At 42.0% G+C, this 20,565-nt stretch carries 17 protein-coding genes; 2 read left to right on the forward strand and 15 right to left on the reverse strand.

Translation table 11 applies throughout. The features are described from left to right. Positions 1-3: 3 nt before the first annotated feature. The 15 genes from RH949_RS16965 to pyk form a co-directional block, all read right to left on the reverse strand. The gene (locus tag RH949_RS16965; RefSeq protein ID WP_446354737.1) at positions 4-387 is read right to left on the reverse strand and encodes a DUF4258 domain-containing protein; all 384 of its coding nucleotides are present in this window, start codon (positions 385-387) and stop codon (positions 4-6) included. 41 nt (positions 388-428) lie between these two features. Then, the gene (locus tag RH949_RS16970) at positions 429-1,355 is read right to left on the reverse strand and encodes a glycosyltransferase family 2 protein (protein WP_446354739.1); all 927 of its coding nucleotides are present in this window, start codon (positions 1,353-1,355) and stop codon (positions 429-431) included. Between the two features lie 29 nt (positions 1,356-1,384). Beyond that, positions 1,385-2,098 carry a class I SAM-dependent methyltransferase gene (locus tag RH949_RS16975; RefSeq protein WP_446354741.1) on the reverse strand — a complete coding sequence of 238 codons (714 nt, stop codon included), beginning with the start codon at positions 2,096-2,098 and terminating at the stop codon, positions 1,385-1,387. A gap of 75 nt (positions 2,099-2,173) precedes the next feature. Then, a complete protein-coding gene (locus RH949_RS16980) occupies positions 2,174-3,400 on the reverse strand; it encodes a hypothetical protein (protein ID WP_446354743.1) in 1,227 nt (408 codons plus the stop codon). Between the two features lie 31 nt (positions 3,401-3,431). Further along, complete coding sequence (locus RH949_RS16985) at positions 3,432-4,967, reverse strand: hypothetical protein (RefSeq protein ID WP_446354745.1); 1,536 nt, start codon at positions 4,965-4,967, stop codon at positions 3,432-3,434. Next, positions 4,961-6,583, reverse strand: a complete 1,623-nt coding sequence (locus tag RH949_RS16990) for a hypothetical protein (RefSeq protein WP_446354747.1) — start codon at positions 6,581-6,583, stop codon at positions 4,961-4,963. The genes RH949_RS16985 and RH949_RS16990 overlap by 7 nt, the downstream gene beginning before the upstream one ends. Before the next feature lie 67 nt (positions 6,584-6,650). Then, on the reverse strand, positions 6,651-8,114 hold the full coding sequence (locus RH949_RS16995; protein ID WP_446354749.1) for a lipopolysaccharide biosynthesis protein: 1,464 nt from the start codon (positions 8,112-8,114) through the stop codon (positions 6,651-6,653). A 129-nt stretch (positions 8,115-8,243) separates the two neighbouring features. Next, the gene (locus RH949_RS17000) at positions 8,244-9,383 is read right to left on the reverse strand and encodes a hypothetical protein (protein WP_446354752.1); all 1,140 of its coding nucleotides are present in this window, start codon (positions 9,381-9,383) and stop codon (positions 8,244-8,246) included. A 45-nt stretch (positions 9,384-9,428) separates the two neighbouring features. After that, on the reverse strand, positions 9,429-9,908 hold the full coding sequence (locus RH949_RS17005; protein WP_446354754.1) for a hypothetical protein: 480 nt from the start codon (positions 9,906-9,908) through the stop codon (positions 9,429-9,431). A gap of 161 nt (positions 9,909-10,069) precedes the next feature. Continuing rightward, on the reverse strand, positions 10,070-11,125 hold the full coding sequence (locus RH949_RS17010) for a glycosyltransferase family 2 protein (RefSeq protein WP_446354756.1): 1,056 nt from the start codon (positions 11,123-11,125) through the stop codon (positions 10,070-10,072). Positions 11,126-11,155: 30 nt separating this feature from the next. Then, entirely contained in the window at positions 11,156-12,439 is a 1,284-nt protein-coding gene (locus RH949_RS17015) for a glycosyltransferase (protein ID WP_446354758.1), read from the reverse strand. A 68-nt stretch (positions 12,440-12,507) separates the two neighbouring features. Then, positions 12,508-13,431: a glycosyltransferase gene (locus RH949_RS17020; protein WP_446354760.1), complete on the reverse strand. Its 924-nt coding sequence runs from the start codon at positions 13,429-13,431 to the stop codon at positions 12,508-12,510. Between the two features lie 162 nt (positions 13,432-13,593). Continuing rightward, entirely contained in the window at positions 13,594-15,054 is a 1,461-nt protein-coding gene (locus tag RH949_RS17025; protein ID WP_446354762.1) for an NAD(P)/FAD-dependent oxidoreductase, read from the reverse strand. 42 nt (positions 15,055-15,096) lie between these two features. After that, positions 15,097-16,224 carry a glycosyltransferase family 2 protein gene (locus RH949_RS17030; RefSeq protein WP_446354764.1) on the reverse strand — a complete coding sequence of 376 codons (1,128 nt, stop codon included), beginning with the start codon at positions 16,222-16,224 and terminating at the stop codon, positions 15,097-15,099. Positions 16,225-17,089: 865 nt separating this feature from the next. After that, positions 17,090-18,517 carry a pyruvate kinase gene (pyk, locus tag RH949_RS17035; RefSeq protein ID WP_006099251.1) on the reverse strand — a complete coding sequence of 476 codons (1,428 nt, stop codon included), beginning with the start codon at positions 18,515-18,517 and terminating at the stop codon, positions 17,090-17,092. Positions 18,518-18,654: 137 nt separating this feature from the next. On the opposite strand from pyk, the gene RH949_RS17040 reads away from it, so the two are divergent. Together RH949_RS17040 and tal are read left to right on the forward strand one after the other, a co-directional pair. Then, entirely contained in the window at positions 18,655-18,786 is a 132-nt protein-coding gene (locus RH949_RS17040) for a hypothetical protein (protein WP_446354766.1), read from the forward strand. Positions 18,787-19,099: 313 nt separating this feature from the next. Next, a complete protein-coding gene (gene tal / locus RH949_RS17045) occupies positions 19,100-20,251 on the forward strand; it encodes a transaldolase (RefSeq protein ID WP_446354768.1) in 1,152 nt (383 codons plus the stop codon). Positions 20,252-20,565: the final 314 nt, after the last annotated feature.

A 20,565-nucleotide genomic window follows, 5' to 3' on the forward strand; every position in this document is an offset into this window, starting at 1 on the left:
AGTTTACCCCTGCCAGTATCGATTGACTTGATTTGTCCAGTACAAGGTCAAAATGCGTTTGGTGTTACCAATTTCAACAAAGATAACTCTCAGTAAACCACCTCCACGCCTAGATTGTGCAACGAAGACATCATCTTCTACTATAACTTGTTGAGGATTCATCAATACTGTTTCAACTTCTTCGCGAGTGATCTCTAATCGTTGTTGCCATTCTTGCTGACGCTCCGTCTTGTCCAAGCAATCTGCATTTCTGTGTATTGTCCTCATCGAGTTCCCAGCTTTTAAATATTCTTCAAATTCTACAACCGATTCACAATGGCTGTGCCAATGGAGAGACAAACACTGATCAGAAAAAGCCAAGTGATAAGAAAATAGAGCATTCAGCACCTCTAGTCATGACTAGCGTGATCGCTGATTACCTTATAGCGTTAATCACAGGCTGTTTGTGAGGGTTGATGTTTAACTGTTGAGGTTTGAGCTGATCGTTCCCAGAAAAAACCCACGACATTGGCTATCTGTGACAAGAAAAGCAATATAGAAAGTAATACACTGGGTTGTTTAGAGTGCTGGAAAAATGGATAAATCAGTAGGTTGGAATAAAAGGATAAAGGTTCTACTTTCATCTTGTCTAGGTTACGTTTAGCACGAAGTTGGTGAAAGTGAAATGCACCCCGCCCATAATTAAAATGCTGTCGCCAGAAGCGTTTAAGTGTTAAATGATGAGCATGGTAAACTTGAGCTTTTGGCGCATAAATCATCCGGTAGCCATGGTTTAACCAGCGATCGCACCATTCCCGATCCTCTCCCGCTGCTAGGGGAAAGGTGATGTCGAAGCCGCCTAACTGATGAAACGTTTCTTTAGCAAGGGCGAAGTTGTTGGAGGCGAAGAAGGTGGCTTGATTGGGATCGGTATTGTAGTAGTCGTAGAGGTAATCAATCAGTAACTGGCTAGCGGTTGAAAATAGGTTATCTGGAAGCGCATTAATGGCTCGACCTCCAATCAAGCGATCGGGTGCGGTGGTAAAGTGATGAGCGAGGGCTTTTAGCCAATCTGGATCAGGTGTACAGTCATCGTCAGTAAAGACGAGGAACTTCCCTTTAGCCTTGGCTGCACCTGTGTTCCTCGCCGTCGCTGGACCCGCGTTGGATTGGGTAATCAAGGTGATATCTAGCTGTTGGCGAAAGGGAGTAACCACAGGTTCGATGGGCGTATGGCTACCATCGTCAACCACGATCACCTCAAAGCGATCGCGGGTATAGTCTAGATATGCGATCGCGTCCAGACAAGTTGTTAAGCGTTCTGGGCGATTGTAGGTGGGAATAATAATCGAGAAGAAAATCTGTTCTTGTTTCATCGTAAGTTTAATAGACCCAATTGTTTGTACTAGAAGGAATGGTGAAAATCCCAACGACGTTTATCATTAGCTATCTTCTGTACCAAACATACGTTATTCGGAATAAATTTCAGTCTGGTTTCAACGTTAATAGGAGTCTGACTTATACGTCTAATAATCCGATAAAACCGTAGAGAAAAACTAGCGTCCGTTTTAATTTTCACTAATTTATACGCTCTATTCCTCAAAACAAACGATACCGCTTTTCTTACACTAGGCATCCACAGGTCATCAAACATAATGTAACCTCCCACCTGAAGAAGTTTGTCAATATAAAAGAAATCCAATAAAGCATAATCGAATAAATGATTACCGTCAATAAATGCAAAGTCAAATTTTTCTTCGGCGACTAACAGTTGGGGTAAAGCCGTATAAGAAGGGGATTCAATAAATCGAAATCTATCTTCTAAACCGGCTCTTTTAATATTTAACAGACCAATAGATTTCCAACTTTTGCTTTGAGAGGGGTCAATAGCGGTATGGCTTCCTGTGCCTTTTTCGTGATGGGCTTGACAAATTGCCAGAGTTGACAATCCATAAGCCATGCCAATTTCTAGAGTGTTTTGGGCATTATATTTCTTGACCTGCTCTTGGAGAATAATGGCAACGTCTTGGGGTGTAGCCGTGGGAAAAGGATTGATCTTCTTTCCCTCTGCATCCTCAACCTTAGAGGTTTTATAAATTTGTTCTAGGAGTGTATTCATGTTTAATTGTTAATCGAAGTTGTATTTTGTGATTATCAGGTTAGGCAAAAGTGCGATCGTCTCAAGTCAAAGTTATCAGCTTACTTGCATCTGTTTTTTACATTGCGCTTGAACAAGAAGGAAAATCAGCATGACCATCCAGATAGTAGTTTGTCCAGCTTTGAAAAATAGATCCCAGGGTGAGGGGAGAAGACGTAAACTGGCTGGGACAAGGGAAGCGATAAGAGCGATCGCGAATAACATACCGCTAACTACCCGATCCGTATCGCTTTTGGCATCTTGCTTGGCAATGCGAAATAGTGTCACCATGGGCAGCAAAATTAGCATATCGTCGTATACGCGATGGTAAGTCCAAACCCGTGCCACAATTGCCACGACACCAACCAAAAGCCACAAATCTACATAACGATGCCAATACACCCAGCAGCCTAGGGCTAACAAAACCAGTATAGACACTGGGAAATTCCATTCACTTAGCCCCAGTGTTCCCATTAAGCTATGCAAATCGCCGTACCCGATATCGCCACCTAAACCGCCATCACCACCCTCTGCACCACCCCCTGCTGAACTCCAAGCCGCAGCTTTTATGCCATAGGCAAGCCAGTCATGGTGAAGAGAAAAGATATCGGACTCTTGAAACGCTGCTGCTAGCCAAGCCAGTGCAACATATCCTAACCCGACCATTAAAGTCGGTCGCACTCTACCAGGTACGAAGAGTACAATCCAGAAAAAGGGAACGGCTAGAGTTGGTTTGACCAGTGCCACGACGATGAGTAAGCTTGCCAATAAATCTTTACCCCAGCCAGTTTTTCTTTGGCACATTAGAGTCAAGCCAGCCACTAAACTCACCAGGATATGGATGGTGAGTTGACCGTTACCAATAGTAATACCTGTCGCGTACATGGCTAAGGGAGTCATAACCACCAGAATGCGCTCTATAACGTTTTTTGTCTGAGTCTGGTTAATCAGCAGGTTGGCGAGCCAAATGAGTGCAACGATGGATGTGAGTGCCCAGATCCATTTGGCGACAGTCAGTGACGAATAGCCAAGGAAGGGCAAAAGCATGGCATAGCTTGCAGGGGGATAAACAGCGCTGTTGAGTTGGCTATAGACAGGTTCTCCAGAAAACCAAAAATGTACCTCTTGGTAACGCTGCTTTAAGTCAATCGCTCCACTTGGATCAGACAGCCAGAGTAGCCGTGTAAACTCGTATACAAGCCGGGGAAGGGCAGCAGCACTCATCAGTGCGATCGCTATTCCTAGAATCATTTTATGGTACTTTGCCCAAATTTTGTCAATCATTTGTTTATTATTTTTTTGAGTTCGGTAACTTTTAACTAGGCAACATTAGAGAACGGGATAACCACCGCAATTTATTAGCTAACTTTCCATAAACATATTCAGGTATATTCCAAGATTTACTTCTAATTATTCTCCCTATTCCAAAATAAAAATCATCAGGATTAAATGGATATTCTAACAACTCAGGCATAACTTGACCAATTAAATCCTCTTGGACTAAAGAACCAATGCGCTGTTCTTTATTTATACTCAGTAAAAGAGAATAAATGTAAGCGCAATTGAGGATAGGAAATCTTTCTAATTGTCCTAAATCATAAATTTGTTCTTTAGAAGATAACCAACCTGCTTGTCTTTGTTCAAGATAAAAGCGATCGCGCCAGTCTAAATTATCTTGGGGATATTTTTCTACCCAAGTTAACCATTCTTGCAAACCTGCTGTTGCTGTAGAATTAGCAGATTCTTGGAAAAGTTGAGCAATTTGCTTTGCCCCTATTTCTGGGTTGTCAAACGTTGCTGGTAGGGTTGGTAATCTGGCAAACCCACTGGCGATCGCAAATCCATGTCCCCCAAAGGAAATTCCTGTCATCCCTTGACGTACTCCTTTAATAAAAGGTTCTGCATCTCCTTCAGAAATATGACCCCCACTATGTTCTACCACTAATTTTTGACGTTGAGTATCTCGTTTACCCACTTGCAGAAAAACATGATGATAACCACACTTACAAGCTAATTCTGGGGGTAAAATTAGGTCGGCAACGGATGTTCTGGCCGCCATACGGGTAAAAGGTTTAATCTCAACCTCAGCAACACGACTAAGAACTAACATTAAACGGGAATCATAACCTGCAGTTAATCCTAACCAAATTTCTTGACTAACTTCTGGTAATCTTTTGATAATTGTTATTAAGGTAGATTTAACTAAATCTATAATTTCTGTATAGTTACGGGAGGTATCTATAGGTGGCATTAAAGGTCGAGGTTTAATTTTTTGTTCCTTAAAATCGATAATTTGACTGGGTAAAAGACGTTGAATGCCGGAAAAACGGGAGCGCGGTGGTGTAAACCAAGAAATACCCACCTCATATTCCAAAACTCTAGAATCAACTAAGGGTTTTCGATCTGGAAATAAAATTTGAGCTAGTAATACTGGGCTACTTGAAACCCAAATTTTGCTGTTAATAATGCCATGAAAACAGCCGAGTAAGCTACTAGCATCTGGATGAATTTGATTATTTCCAACTAAAACCCAACGACCTGACCAACTAGAATAGATATTGGGAACTTTGGTAGTATTAGTTTTAGCAACTTCTTTAAGAGGGTCTAATTTTTCTTGAATTGATTCTATTGCTAATCCTAAAACTCCCCATTTGACTCCATCCAAATCCTCAGTCCAACCGACTCGCAAATCTGGACAGTGAGAAACCCAGAGGGATGATGATAACTGATGACAACACCAGGTATTATCGGCATAAAATGGATCTGAACCAATAACAAATTGACGGTGATGACTACGCATTATTTTATTAAGAATAGACAAGAGGGAATCTGTTAAATTTTTAGCTACCATCGACATTGATTCGGTCCTTCAGGCTGAATAATCCGAAAATCCATGAGATACATTTCCCAATTTCGTTTGGGGGTACGCCAAGTAGGGTCGTTAACAATATCTTGACTTGAATAAGTGACATCATCATATATAAACGTCATCGGAACCGTATAGTTAGCTTTTGTCCACTTGTAGATGAGTTTTTTAAATTCAATTACAGGTAGTTTATAACCCTTGAGCGGTCTATATTTATGACCTACTTTTGCTGCCTCATCATCAATTTCTAGAACCTCCACCACATCTTCTTGATAGCCCCATATCTTGAGTGGGTTGCTAGCTAATAGCAGGTGATTGGAAGTTTCTCCTTCTGTACGCAGGTTACTGAACATTGAAAAATTCCCAGCCGTGCGCAAGCCCAAATAAGGTGTCATGGCATACAAGAACACTAATAGTATTAAAATGCTAGTAAACTTTGGTGTGTCTTTTGTCCATAAAGGTACTCCTGTCCAAGGCAGTCGATTTGCAGAACAAAGGTTTTGTAAAATTGGCAAAATAAATATAACTTCAGCAAAGTCAAGTAGCAATCCATTGAGAAGATTCATATCTCCCAAGTCAATGTTGAGCCGATAATGAATCAGAGACAGAAAGCTACCTAGGAGTAATATTAAAAAGTAACCATATACTCTATGAATATTGTATTTACCCAGTTTTACATGAGGATTATCGAATAGCAGGTTCAGATAATTTGGTGGAATGAAAACAAACAGGAGAGCAAACGCTAGAGTTCCGAAATCGACAAAACCAATTAGAGCAAGAGAAGCATGCATCACCCAGGAAAACAATAGAATCAGTCCTTGAAATCTAGGAACTATCAGCAGTAGACCTCCCACTAATTCCCAAAGAATTACCACAATTGCTAACGATATTACGATCGCTGCTTTGAAACCGACTGGAAATTGTCCCTGCATCTTCAGGAAAACGCTACCCAAAATAACCGCTATTAATGTCAGAAGCGTTAACAGGAAAAACTGCACTTGTCGAGGTAAAGACCGTAAAGAGTTGCCCCATAGTTTGCCAATTAAAATAGCAAGGCTCCCTGCCAGGAAAAGTATTGAGGGAATACCCAAAACCTTTGAAGTCAACATCGGTATAAACCCAGTCACCAGTAGACCACCCGCGCAAGAAACATTCGGATTGAAGAAGTCTTGGTTAAACTTGTGGAAACCTGCTAGGAAATAGACCAAGACTAAGGAAAACCTTAAAAAAGGCAGCATTATTTGCAGATAATCTTCATCCGTCGAGTTTGGTTGCTGCCAAGAATAAAAAATACAAACTATTAGGGAAAGATTTAAAAACAGAATAAAATTGACGTGGTTTGCTACTTCAGGGAATCGAAAAATTAATACATAAGCAGTGGTAGAGAGCAGAAACAACAGAAACTTTAACCTGGTTATTTGAGTGAAGACGAGAGCAGTAATTAGAAATACAAAAAACCAAGTAAATCCTGGATGTTTCCAGTTTTCTGTCATCTCACACATAAAGCTAGTCATATAGAGAATTGCAAATACGGAAAAGTAGTTGAGCCTCCCAGGATGACTATTTGATTTTGTTATATCTTTATTCATTTTTTTATCCATACCACTATTTGTGTATTGTACCACCTAATGATAATTAAATGCCTTGGCTAGAGTTTCTCAAGCTAGCTTAGTTTTTTGTTTGAGGGGGTTTTGATAGGGCTAGATGAGTAAGTTCTAGTAACTGATTAAACAGTTGAGGGGCAAACAAACGGATACCTGTTCCATAAACTATGATACCAAGTATTGAACAAACTACTATAATTAAAAAGGGCGTTAGTTGTGGAATGAGTAATTGTTTAGTGCCCAGAATAGCGATCGCCATGATTAATGAACTGACTAATGGGGCTACAAACTGACCAAGATAAGTCAGTAATGGAGTTTTAATTAAAAGACTTACTGCCCACTGTCCCACAGGAAACACTAGATAACCGCGAATTACATAAGCCGAAACAACTGCCATCATGCCCCAGGGGATAGCGATGGCAAATGCCACAAAATTTGACACTGCATTAAGAATACTTAACCAAAACCACCAGGAAGGTTTTCCCATTGCTAAAAAAACCGAGCTTTTAAAGAAAGAAACGGAACGTAAAATTCCCATAAACGCCAATATTTGCATTAAGGGAATAGCAGGCAGCCATTGTTCCCCAAATAACAGTTGCACTAATTCTGGTGCGAGAGTTGCCATTCCCAAAAAACAGGGAAAAGCGACTAAGCTAGTTAATTGAGTTGCTTGATAAAATGCCTTCTGAAACCGCTCGATATCCGACTGTAACCGTGAGAAAGTTGGGAAACTAACGTCCTTAGTGGTTTTTACTAATAATTGAGTCATTACCCGCAACACTCGGTAAGCAATAGTATAATAACCTAATGCTACAGGAGAGATAAAATAACCAATCAAAAAATCGTTAATTCTATTATTAAAAAAATTCAAAAAATTAAAGCCTAATATATTGATACCAAACCCAAATAACTGCTGAAAATGAGAATTGGAAAACCGAAACTTAGGTCGCCAGTCACTTGATAGCCACAAAACTACAGTACCAACGAATTCATGGAAAATTTGCTGTGCGACAAGACTCCAAACTCCAAAGCCATTCACCGCCATAGTTACCCCAACACAGCCACCTATGATTGTCCCTAGTAACCAACGGGCAGCAATCGCTTTGAAAGCAAAATTACGTTCTAAAATAGCTTGCTGCACTTTAGACAAAGCAGAAATGATGAACAAGAGTGAGAAGCATTTTAGGATAGGGGTGAGTTCAGGTTCAGAAAATCTATCGGCAACAAAACTGGCACTAATCACACCAAGAACAGTTAAAATTACCCCTATTCCTAAATTTGTCCAAAAAGCAGTATCTAGATGTTCTGGTTCAAGTGGTTCCCGTTGAACTAATGCTTGAGCAAACCCTTGTTCTAAAAATATCTGCATGAATGCTAAAAATACATTCGCCAGTGCAACCAAACCAAAATCTTCGGGTTGCAGGACACGCGCTAAAACAAAAAAAACAACAAGGGAAATAGCTTGAGTTCCCCAATTTTGAATTGCTGACCAGACTACACTTTTGATCGCTTTTTGTTTGATACTCATATCTGAAGTTAAAATTATCGCAATAGTTGCCTTACCACAGAATGGGAAAACTACAACAATTTACTAGATAAATTTACATGATGAAATATAATGAAAAAGTTTCCCTGATTTACTGCTATATTAAAGACCCTAAAAGCGATTCACTTTAAAGAGGTTAATCAAACTCATCACAAACCAAATTATAGATAAAGGAAAAACCGGATACCAAATAGTACGCCAGTTTAGAAACCCTCCTAGGTTGATTATGGAACGGATTCCTAAATGAGCATTCCAAAAAATCCCTATAGTTACTGCCACCGCAATTGCAGCAATAATTAAATAATTAGATTCTATATTGTTAAACCAGTTATTTTCTCTAGGCAAAACCTTTTCTTTGATTGATTGTAAATCAACATAAAGTAAATAAACAATCAATACAGGAGTAAAAGTTACAACAAACCATAATGCATTTGTCGCATGAAAAATTAAAGCCATTGCCACAAACAAATTCCTCGTATTTCTGTTAAATAAGCTCACAAAAAAGCAAAATTCAAATACTAATATAAATAAACGTATAGAATTATAAATTAGAGGTTGTTGTGACAAAAATGGTACTAAAGAATTTGACGGTAGAGAATAGATAGTTGCTTTAATACTTTGATGTAACATAAAATTAGCAATTAGCTCTGAATAAGACAGCCATGTACCCAATATTTTGAAAATAGCAGATGATAAAAATAAAGCAGACAAAATTATCAAAATACATCTAGGAACTAGGAAATAATCCCATGATGAATCTGAATTTTTAACCAGATCTAGATTATTTTTTCTGTTTTTTAATACTGAATCTAAGGAATAAGTTTCACCCCATCGACCGTTGATTAACATAAATAAAGGTATGTAGAATACTAAAAATACAATTCCTTTTTCATAATCTATACTGGAGTAAATGGCTTCACGAAAACACCCTAAAATTAATACTATTACTGTGGCAAATCTCGCCTTTACACCAAACATTAATAATATTATTCCAGTAACTAAAGCAGATTCTATAAATGTCAAAAAAAACGGAGGTAAAGGCTGTGGCAATAATTCTATCAATAGTATTTTATGAATGTAGTAACTATCTGGTATTTTACCTAATAAAAAAAAATGGTGTTCACTTAAATACCATAAATAAAACAAAGAATAAATGACTCTGAATAAACCTAGTCTTCCTGCGGCATTAGGCTCAGATTTAGTAAACCACCGATCCAGTCTTGTATTAATTTTTTGAGCAATCTTTAACATTGGCAATCTAATAGTTTAACTTATGATTAATAACAAGTTATTTTTTTATCTAGGTAGAGTGTCAAAACTTCCTAAAATCAATTCCTGTGTTGGGTAATTCCGATTTAATGGAGGAACTTTTAAAGGCTCAACATTATCCCATACTATTTGCCATTTTTCAATTCTTTTAATATCTATATTGAATAACTTATTTTGTACCATACTTACTAAAGCAGTACGAGATTGTTCTTGGTCTAAATCTGTATCATCAAAAGCTTTTTCGATAATTTTTTTAGCCACATTATCTCTTTCCATAGATGATAACTGAGGAGGAGAAAAGGTATAAGTTTTGCCTGTTGAACTAATAACTCGCAATTCAATAGTAGATACATTAGATGCGGGAAATTCTTCGGAATATGTGCTATATACTGACCAAGTTACTATTGGCCATAATCTAATACGCTTACCCACTATCGCCATACTTAGTAAAATCAATAAGAGTAATATTTTTACAAGTAATAGCTTTCTTTTTTCAATAACATTCATAATAAAATCTTTAAATTATGCCCCCAATATCAGCACGAAATTTGAGGGTAGTGCGATGACGAAGCCATCCCACTACACCTGCTGTTGCTAGAGTAGCTGCCCCTCAATAAATTGCACGTCGTTTGGTGATGCTTATGTTTTTTCCACATAATTAGGAAAGATTAACTTTGCGTACTGACAGTGGGTTGAGATGGATGAATTGGGGGTTGAGTTTTCTCCAGTTGAAGTTGTTGGTTAGCATGGTGGTCTGTGAGATAGCGGTTAAAGAAATGCTCGAAATAGGCGATCGCTCTTGCCACCAGATTACTCCCCAAACCGAGGGTTAGACGGCGAGCCAAGGGATCGATAATTGTTCCGTAGCGCCGCCATCCCAGTTTTTTGTATTTACAGGTAAAGTAGCTATCCTCGGATAGGTTCCACTTCTGTCGTAAGCGATTGAGGCTATTTAATGTCCAGTCATCACTCCAACGCAACATATAGTAGTGTAAGTCTGTTAAATCCAAAGGAGGACCCGGTACGTAGGTGACAATACAGTCAGGCTCGAAGTACACAGTACCCCCAGCTTGAACAACACTCATACAGAAATCTAAGTGTTCCTTGGTATTAAGCATCGCCTGATCAAGCCAACCAATTTTCTCAAAAATGTCCCGGCGAACCAGTACACAGTGAAACTCTGCCAGTTCCGTTTGTGTCCGTTGCAAGCGATCGCGCACATCTTCTACCCGTTTCCCTTGCAAATACATCTTCTCCCGAAAACGCCGCTTACCCGTTTTATCAACCCAAACGTGGGATTCCCCGCCAGCACAGTGAACGATTTCGTGCAAGGGTTGCTCTTGACACATTAAAGGTCCAACGACTGTAGCGTTGGTTTGTTCAGCACATTGGACTAACTGATGTAGCCAACCGGGAGAGACGATGACATCGTTATCAAAAAAGACCAGATACTTGGTTTTTGCGTAACTCAGACCCAGGTTTCTGGCTTGATTTGGCGAAAGGTAGTAGTCTGTCCGAATTATTTCAAAGCCTTTCTCCTGCGCCTGTTTCTCTAGATAATGCCGCACCTTCGCTGGAGAATTTCCATCCACGTAGACTAAGTTAAAAGGAATCTGGGTGTATTCATAGATGCTTTCTAATGACTGGCGAGTACAGCTAAAACGTTCGCGCGGAACAACAATAATGGTGACTTTTGTCTCGGCTACTGTAGGTGACAATTCCATGTCTAATTCCTCCGGCAATTTACGATATGCTTATAGTGTTGGACTTACGAGTTGAGCTTGCTCCCTTGGCTGTCCGTTTCCTTTACTTGTTGCTAATAGTTGCTGATAGATTTCAACCAGCCTATCATTGAGCTTGTCTAAATCATAGTGGGCTTTTACACAAGCTTGTCCGGCTTTTCCCATCTCCGACCAAATTTCTGGATGGTCAATGAGATAGCCTAACTTTTCTGCTAACGCATCAGCATCGCGTTCGGGAACCAAGAAACCTGAAACTCCATCTTCGACCAATTCCGGGATACCCCCGTGATAGGTACTAATAACAGGTAACCCCATCGCCATAGCTTCTTTTAAAACATTAATCGGTGCGTCTTGGTTGCCATCTTTAGCCGTTACGCTAGGAGCAATAAAAATCTGAGAGTTATTGATAATTTCAATAATCTCTTGTTCAGTTTTCCATCCCAGTAAGTGGATAACATTACCGACGTTTAGATGATCAATTAATTCTTGTAAGCTTTCCCGCAAACATCCGTCCCCCAGAATATTGTATTCTAGATTTGGCGTTACTCTTACCTGTTTGGCTACGGCGCGAATGCTATATTCTATCCCTTTCTTTTCCACCAAGCGACCTATGGTGGTAATCCGAATTTGACCATCAGCAGGCAAATGGCGTGGACGGAACGGAAACCGACTACAGTCGAGTCCAGACCGATGCACGACTATCTTATTCCCATCACAGCCCAGCGCGATCGCTCGTTGTCTAAAAAAATCACAATTTACCATAAAAAAGTCTCCTGTCTTAAATAATTCATTATAAATTTCTGTTCCTTTTTCTCGAACAAATCGGCTAATATCGTCTCCGCGAAATGTAGTTATTAGTTTAGCGTCTGGAGTATTGATATTACGAAACGACATACCCCGGTAACTTTGGGTTCCAAACTGACAATGAATGATGTCATAAGATTTTTTGAATGACGGTATCACTGTGTAGAGTAACCATAATGACATAGCTTGCTTACCATACTTGAACACATTGAACGCCTTTAACAAACACCCCGGGTCTTTATAGCCATTGGCGAGCAGCAATCCAATTCCTTTGAAAACGCGCCCTAACAAATTTTCAGGAATTTGGGGCAAATAGTAGGTGCGATCACAGAGATGGTAGTTTTCCACAGCCGGATGAACTTTAGATGTACTTCCTCGTTCACTGGCATAAATATCAACCTCATGTCCGCGATCAAGTAAACCCGTAACTTGATTTAAAATAAATGTTTGTGAAAGACTGGGGAATTTATCAACAATGAACGCAATTTTCATAAAATATTTTTTGACTTTTGACTGACTCATCTTGCTTGGTATACATAATACCTCATTTTTATTACATCCTATTCTCTTGCCGCCACACCTCCCATACTCAATCTTAAAATTTCAAAACCACTAAGATACCTGACGATGAACATCACCAGGCAAACTTTAAGTTTACAATCAAATCTTTTTAATCTTTTGTCTAAAAATGTATTGCCACAAAATTGAATGGGTGGAATTAAATTTTTGATTAAAAATATTATGAATTTTACTTTCCATTTTAATCCCTTCTCCTGACTCTTTTTCTGTAGAGCGTAGAGTCCACCAGCCAATCTAATTGTTCTTTTATACAGTTGCCGAAGAGAATGTCTGGCTGGATGAGCTACACAAGTGTCATCTGCATAAATCGGCTTATACCCCTGAGAGAAAACGCGCCTACCCCACTCCACATCGCCATTTGATTTGAATCGTTCGTCAAAAAGTCCTACTCGTTCAAGCACATATCTAGATGTAAAAATATTTGCTGCTGCACCGTACTGATACTTTTCTAGGAGTTCCTTTTGGGGAAATGCTGTAATGCTCTCATAAAGTTCAATTGCGGTTATTTGGTTGGAATCTTTGAAGAAAATTTCAATTTTGCCAGCAACTAAACCCCTGTTTGGATCTTGTAGAAAGTTACTTACACCTTTTTCAATCCAATCCGATGCTGGAATACAGTCAGCATCGGTAAAAGCAATCACCTCACCTTTCGCCAAGGATATCCCTTTGTTCCGAGCCGCATAAGAACCCGGCGTACTTTCATAAGCCGCGATCGCTTGCCCAAATTGAGCGACTACCCCTTTAATATCTGTGGCTTCATCGGATGCATTATCGACAACAATCACTTCATATCCTGTTTTGGTATAGGTCTGATTTTCCAGAGCGTCTAAACAGAGTTTTAGACGCTCTGCGTCATTATAGACGGGAATGATGACGGACACAAATGGATGAGAATTAGATTCCATTTCCTTGGCGAGAAAGCGGTGATTTTTTATTCAATCAACTCTATAGGGACAGGCGGTTTATAGTCTAGAAATCTGCATCGGGGCGGGTTTAGTCCCATCTGGGTGCAACCGAAAAGATAGTGGTGAAACGCGCCCCTACAGACTCAAAACTCGAAAGTTTGTTTACTTTGCCACAAGCTGTTGCTGGGGCTTTTTGGGCGACTCCTCTGTAGTAAACTCCTCGTGGTAAGACCGCTCAACATTGACATTCCACAAATCGTGATTTTCGCCGAGGATGTTTTTCACGGCTAGCATTGCTGTTAGCATGGAGTGGTCTTGATTGTTGTATCGGTGCATACCATTGCGACCCACGGTTTGCAGATTTTCAAAGGTCTGGATATACTCTTGAATGACTTGAAGATGTTTACGGTATTCGCCGTCATAAACGGGATAGGCTTTATGTTGACGGATAACCACGCCGTCTTCAACATCACCCTGATTAACACCTATATTTAGATCAATCGCCTCACGACTGGCTAACTCAATCAGCTCAACATCCGACAATTCCCAAAGTGGATCACCTTCGCTACAAAAATATTCCATCCCCAAGCAGGTTTTACTCGGATCAGGCACCATCGCCGGACTCCAATTCTTGAAGTTTTGAATGCGTCCAACTTGGAATTCTGGGCTATGAATATAAATCCAGTTGTCGGGAAATAGGTCGGGCTGATTTACAATCAGGGAGACAATCAGAAAATCCCGATACTTGAGACCCTTTGCCGCTTCTAATACATAGTCAGGGGGCGGGGGGTCGAGTCGATACAGAAGGGCAGTTACAGGCATACTAGAAATGAAATGGTCGCCTGTAAATTGGAGTGTTTCATCCCCTTGTTTTGCCGTGATCCTCTTAATCCGAGTGCCTTCCCGTTCGATGCGAGTCACGGTTGTATGCAGATACACCGGAGCACCTTGACTCTCTAGCTTTTCCTGGCAACGTTCCCACATCATTCCCGGTCCCAAAATCGGATACTTAAATTCTTTAATTAAGCTTTTGGCATTTTGACTTTTGAAAACGGCGTTGATTACCGCTCGTTTGAGAGACATATTTTGAATGCGCTGTGCTGCCCAGTCAGCGCGAATTTGAGTACAAGGAATTCCCCACACTTTCTCGGTATAAGTCTTGAAGAAGATTCGATAAAGGCGACGCCCAAAGCAGTCAATTACCCACTCTTCAAACGTTTCCGGTTCAAAATCCGGGTTTAGTTTAGCTCTGAGTTTTGCTCTTAAGTAACTCACCAGAATTAGGAAACTTTGAATGATGCCAAGATTGGATAGGGCGTTGAATAGAGAAAGGGGATAGTTGTAAAACTTGCCCTGATAGTAAATGCGGGAAAGACGCGGGACTTGGATAAATTCGTCTTCTAGAATTTCATGCCAAAACCGATCGACTTCACCAACTTTAGTGAAAAAGCGATGACCGCCAATGTCAAAGCGATAGTCTTTGTACGTCTCTGTGCGGGAAATTCCACCGACTTTATCGGCTTTTTCTAGGACAATGGGTTTAATTCCCTTCTTGAGCAGTTCGTAACCCGCCGTCAAGCCAGCAGGACCGCCTCCAATAATGACAACTGGATAATGGGTCAAGGATTTTCCTCCTAATTTTTTAGGGTTTAGATATTTAGAGGATTAGAAAGAGTTGCCGATTACTAGAGAAACTAAAATTGAGGCACCGACTAATTCACGAGAAATTGACGCAAAGATTCGTTGTTCAATCGCTAACAAGTTGCCGGGGACTGTTTTCCAGGTTGAGATAGTTGGTTGATAAGTTTGCCAATGGTGACGAACTAGACCGATCGCAAAGGCTAATCCGCTATAAAAATAGTACAGCCAGTGCCAGGGTACGGTTTGCAGGGCGAAGAGGAAACCGCGTTTTTGATAAAAGAATTGATAGACGGAGGCGTTGATTGCCAATAGCCCTAGACTCAATCCCGCGATGCCAACCCATGCAGTCGGTATCCACCAAACGGCGATTAGTGCCGCTAATAAGGTATATACCAAGACTACACTGATGCGGTTGGAGAGGTTGAGATTTAAGTCATTGACCATTTCGCGATCGCGTAATATGATCGCTGTCCAAGGGATTGCCCGATAAAAGATATCCGCTCTCAGCAGGGAGTAGGTTCTCCAGCATTTCAGATGTTTGACTTGGATAGTCTTTCGCAAGCCAATTTGATACCCTCTGCTTTTGAGTCTATTGCCTAATTCAATATCTTCTACACAAGGGAGACGGTAACTCTGATCAAAGCCGCCGACAGCTAAGAAAATATCCCGCCGGATTGCACCACAAGCGCCCCAGAAGGTTGAAGCGTCTTCTGATCCGGTTTGGTGGGTGTAGTGATGAAATAAATTTTTATACTGAGATAAGAAATTAGGCGCACCCGGCTGATCATCGTAGGAGCCAATTAGGGCGGCGAGTTCAGATTCCTGACTGAAGGTTGTCGCGACTTTACCAATGGTGTTGTCATGAACTTCGACATCGGCATCGACGAAGAAAAGGATATCACCACTAGCTGCTCTAGCGCCTAAGTTGCGAGCTTTCGCCGGTCCGCCAGAGGTGGGAACTTGAATTACTTTAGCACCGAAGTCTTGAGCGAACTGCCCAGAGCCGTCAGTATCCCCGTCAGCGACGACAATCACTTCCAAGGGCTGGGGTGAGGCTTTCGCTAGACTGGAAAGACAACGACGAAAGGCTTCACCACCGTTATAGACTGGGATGATTACCGATATTGTCGGTGTTGCGGTAGAACGTGTCATCTGGCTCATAGTCGTGGGGCTTGTTGGGGCTAGCTTAATAGTTAGCTTTGCTGACAGCATCCATCTGGGGTTAGATAGACAGTGTTGCTGGTATTCTAGTCAAGCTATATGTCAGAAATCCTGAAGATATACTTCTCAAATCTTAATCAAGCTTTGGGGTGAGCGATCGCTCCTATTGATTTTCTTTACGGAATCTTCACAAAATTCGCGTATTTGGGGTGATTGTATGAAGTTTTCGTGAAGGTTGCTCGAATGTAACGTCTGATACGGAAATAAAACTTAAAATAACTTAAGCGTTCAGAGTATTCAAATCTGGTTATTTCTGGGAAACGGTCTTATTCCCTCCCCTTGTCAAGGGGAGGGTTAGGGAGGGGTTTATCTCCAGTCGATACCAATACCAATGGATCAGAGGGCGACCCGAGTTTTTGGATAGGACTACCGTTGTGAATTAATGGAGGCGGGTCGCCCCTACATGGGCATTGACGCGGTGTGGATCGCCCCTACATGACATAAGACCAATCACCAATCACCAATGACCGATGACATTTTACGCGATCGCTTAAACCTGTGGGCGCAGGGCGACCCGAGCCTATTGAGTGGACTACCGTTGTGAATTAATGCAGGCGGGTCGCCCCTACATGGATATTGACGCGGTGTGGGTCGCCTCTACATGACATAAGACCAATGACCAATCACCAATGACCAGTCACATTTTAGGCGATCGCTTAAACCTGTGGGCGCAGGGCGACCCGAGCCTATTGAGTGAACTACCGTTGTGAATTAATGCAGGCGGGTCGCCCCTACATGGACATTGATGCGGTGTGGGTCGCCTCTACATGACATAAGACCAATGACCAGTCACATTTTAGGCGATCGCCTGTCCAATCTTGTGGACTTTGATCAGACTCGTGGTTCCTGGCGTACCAATGGGAACACCGGAGGTAATTACCACTTTGTCCCCGTATTCGGCTAACTCCATCTCCACCGCAGCATTTACCACATTAGTTAACATCTGTTCGGCATTGTATACAGGGGTAATCAGATAAGGTTGCACTCCCCAAGACAAAGCCAACTGACGATAGGTACTTTCTTCTGGCGTAAAGGCAATAATCGGGGTTTTGGGGCGATACTTAGACACCAGTCGGGCGGAACCGCCGGATGAGGTGTTGCACATAATTCCCCGTGCGCCTAATTGACTGGCAATATGACAAGCGGCTTCGGCTACGGATTCGGTGGTGCTAATACTGCAACTGGGAAACTCTGACGCGGTTTGCAATCCTTCGGCTAGGGCTTTTTCCGTCTGGATAGCTATATTGTTCATCATTTCCACAGCAGCGATGGGATATTCTCCCACGGCGGTTTCACCCGAAAGCATTACCGCATCCGTCCCATCTAAAATTGAGTTGGCGACATCTGTGGCTTCAGCCCGCGTCGGATCAGGAGCGTTGATCATTGACTCTAGCATCTGGGTGGCTGTAATCACAGGTTTACCGAGTTGGTTGCAGCGACGAGTAATTTCTTTTTGAATTAAAGGTACCCGATCCAATGGCGTCTCTACCCCCAAGTCACCGCGAGCAATCATAATTCCATCCGCAACCTGGAGGATTTCCTCTAAGTTTTCCACCGCTTCCCGTTTTTCAATTTTGGCAATCACACGGGTTTTCGCGCCTGCGGCTTCAATCATCCGCCGCACGGGTTCTAAATCACTGGCGCTTCGCACAAAAGACACCGCCACCCAGTCGATACCCGATTGCAACCCAAACCGTAAATCGGTCATGTCTTTTTCGGTGACGGAGGTGACAGGTAAATAGGTTTCAGGTAAGTTAACCCCCTTTTTAGAAGACAAGAGTCCACCAATTTTCACCAATGCCCGAATACTATCTGTATCCCGTTCCGTGACTATCAGCTTGACTCGACCATCATTAATTGAAATCGGTTCACCCACGCGCACCATAGCAAACAGGGTGGGAATGGGTAAGGGAATCTCATCCGGGTTGTTGCCTTCCTCATTTAACACAAAGGTTACTTCATCACCCGTTTGCACCTTAATCCCATCGGGAGGCAGTTTTCCCAGACGAATTTTCGGTCCGCATAAATCTTGCAGCAAGGCGAGGGGTTTGCGATGTTGGCTACTAATTGCTCGGAGTTGCTGAATCGTCTGTCCGTGAAACTCATGGGAACCGTGGGAAAAGTTTAACCGGGAAACATCCATCCCCGCTTCGATTAAGGCATCGAGGCGTTCGGGTGAGGCGGTAGCCGGTCCAATGGTACAGATAATTTTAGTGCGACGCATAAGATACTGGGTCATAACGGTAATAGAACAGATGTTCTCTGTAGCGTTTAATTTTCAGGGTCTACACACCCCTACCAATTGAACGTTCGCCTAACCGGATGATTTGTGATCCGGGATGGCGCAGGAGAACACCTGTCATGAAGAATAGATCAACTTTCTGGAAAAGGGGGTGTCGGGTGTGGGGAGCTGGGGAAGCTGGGAGAGCTGGGGGAGCAGAGGGAGCTGGGGGAGCTGGGGAAGATGAGGGAGATGAGGGAGTAAACGAATGACGAATGACCAATGACGAATGACCAGTTACAACTATGGGCAGATTTTTCCGGCAATCCTAATCAGCTACCCTTCCCTTAACCCTGACTTCCGGTAGAAGTAATCCTCTGCTAAAAATTAGTAGGCTTGTTATTGAGTGTCCAGCATTTTCCCGTCCTCTCAGACATCTGAGGTGGGTTAGTGAGGCGCTAAACCCTTGTTTTAAAACCTAACGAGCATCAAGTTATATAAATTGCCAATATCAAACACTTGGCATCTTGCTTGTCTTGAATAACTGTAAGTAGCTCAAGTAATTAAGGAGAATATAAAATCATAATGGCTAATAATCCAATTTTCAAAATTAAAGAATACGGTCAAAGTATCTGGATGGATTATCTGGATCGCCAGCTAATCGAATCCGGTGAATTGAAAAACAAGATTGAGACTCGTGGAATCAGCGGGATTACTTCAAATCCCAAGTCCTTTGCTAAGGCGGTGTCGAATAACCGAGTTTACGATAGCGATATCGAAGCGGGGATCAAAGGCGGAAAATCTACATCAGAGATTTACGAATCCCTGATCTTTGAAGATATCCGCAACGCCTGCGACATCTTCCGCCCTATCTACGATGAGTCTGGCGGAACCGACGGCTTTGTCAGTATTGAAGTCTCCCCTCACTTAGCGCGGGATACCCAACGCACGGTTGAAGAAGCTCGACGCTTTTTCCGCGCCATTGACCGGGATAATGTGTTTATTAAAATTCCGGGAACGAAAGAAGGATTCCCGGCGATTGAACAGGCAATTTCTGAAGGGATTAACGTTAATATCACTCTCCTGTTTTCCGTGGAGAGTTACGTGGAATCGGCTTGGGCTTATGTTCGTGGCTTAGAAGCACGAGTTGCTGCTGGTAAACCGATTGAGAATATTGCGTCAGTAGCGAGTTTCTTCCTCAGTCGCATCGATACTAAGGTTGATAATCGCATTGATGAGAGACTCAAGCGGATTGGTACAGAGGAATTGAATGAAGAAGCCCGCTTACGGGAACTGAAAGGAAAAGTCGCGATCGCGAATGCTAAGGTTGCCTATCAACGGTTCAAGGAAATTATCGAGAGCGATCGCTTTAAAGCCCTAGCTGAACAAGGAGCAAATATACAACGGGTGCTCTGGGCAAGTACCAGCACTAAAAATCCGGACTACAGTGATGTCATGTATGTGAATGAGTTGATTGGTCAAAACACGATAAATACTCTACCCCCGGATACAATTGAAGCTTGTGAGGATCATGCTGATGTCGCACCCAATCGGGTAGAAACTGAGGCTGATAAAGCGCAGAAGACGCTGGAAAGTCTGGGTGAACCTGATATTCAGATCGACTATGACCAAGTTATGGCAGAACTGGTTGAGGAAGGGATTGAAAAGTTTGCGAAACCCTTTGATTCGTTGATGAAATCGATTGAAGAGAAAGCTGAACAGCTTACGCCAGTTTGATGAAACGCTGGCTAACTGTGAAACCCGCCTCTACAAATTCAAACGTCAAACTTAAACAAAGGGCGGGTTTTGCAACTAAGCTAGGAAGGACAATTAATATTAGTCCCTAAACCCGCCCCTACAAATTCAAACGTCAAACTTAAACAAAGGGCGGGTTTTGCAACCAAGCTAGGAAAGACAATTAATATTAGTCCCTAAACCATCCGTATCAACTTAAGGCTGGAACCCTTACTTAATAAGAGATCCCCCCTAGCCCCCCTTTTTGATCCCCCTTCCGTCCCCCTTAAAAAGGGGGAGACCAAAGGATGCTTCGC

This window comes from Coleofasciculus sp. A1-SPW-01 (assembly GCF_040217205.1).
GTDB classification, from domain to species: Bacteria; Cyanobacteriota; Cyanobacteriia; order Cyanobacteriales; family Coleofasciculaceae; genus Coleofasciculus; species Coleofasciculus chthonoplastes_A.

Bases quoted from the DNA above. Each gene is read 5' to 3' on its own strand.
- RH949_RS16970 (WP_446354739.1), bottom strand. From the start codon at position 1,355: ATGAAACAAGAACAGATTTTCTTCTCGATTATTATTCCCACCTACAAT.
- RH949_RS16975 (WP_446354741.1), bottom strand. From the start codon at position 2,098: ATGAATACACTCCTAGAACAAATTTATAAAACCTCTAAGGTTGAGGAT.
- RH949_RS16980 (WP_446354743.1), bottom strand. From the start codon at position 3,400: ATGATTGACAAAATTTGGGCAAAGTACCATAAAATGATTCTAGGAATA.
- RH949_RS16985 (WP_446354745.1), bottom strand. From the start codon at position 4,967: ATGGTAGCTAAAAATTTAACAGATTCCCTCTTGTCTATTCTTAATAAA.
- RH949_RS16990 (WP_446354747.1), bottom strand. From the start codon at position 6,583: ATGGATAAAAAAATGAATAAAGATATAACAAAATCAAATAGTCATCCT.
- RH949_RS16995 (WP_446354749.1), bottom strand. From the start codon at position 8,114: ATGAGTATCAAACAAAAAGCGATCAAAAGTGTAGTCTGGTCAGCAATT.
- RH949_RS17000 (WP_446354752.1), bottom strand. From the start codon at position 9,383: ATGTTAAAGATTGCTCAAAAAATTAATACAAGACTGGATCGGTGGTTT.
- RH949_RS17005 (WP_446354754.1), bottom strand. From the start codon at position 9,908: ATGAATGTTATTGAAAAAAGAAAGCTATTACTTGTAAAAATATTACTC.
- RH949_RS17010 (WP_446354756.1), bottom strand. From the start codon at position 11,125: ATGGAATTGTCACCTACAGTAGCCGAGACAAAAGTCACCATTATTGTT.
- RH949_RS17015 (WP_446354758.1), bottom strand. From the start codon at position 12,439: ATGAAAATTGCGTTCATTGTTGATAAATTCCCCAGTCTTTCACAAACA.
- RH949_RS17020 (WP_446354760.1), bottom strand. From the start codon at position 13,431: ATGGAATCTAATTCTCATCCATTTGTGTCCGTCATCATTCCCGTCTAT.
- RH949_RS17030 (WP_446354764.1), bottom strand. From the start codon at position 16,224: ATGACACGTTCTACCGCAACACCGACAATATCGGTAATCATCCCAGTC.
- pyk (WP_006099251.1), bottom strand. From the start codon at position 18,517: ATGCGTCGCACTAAAATTATCTGTACCATTGGACCGGCTACCGCCTCA.
- RH949_RS17040 (WP_446354766.1), top strand. From the start codon at position 18,655: ATGAAGAATAGATCAACTTTCTGGAAAAGGGGGTGTCGGGTGTGGGGA.
- tal (WP_446354768.1), top strand. From the start codon at position 19,100: ATGGCTAATAATCCAATTTTCAAAATTAAAGAATACGGTCAAAGTATC.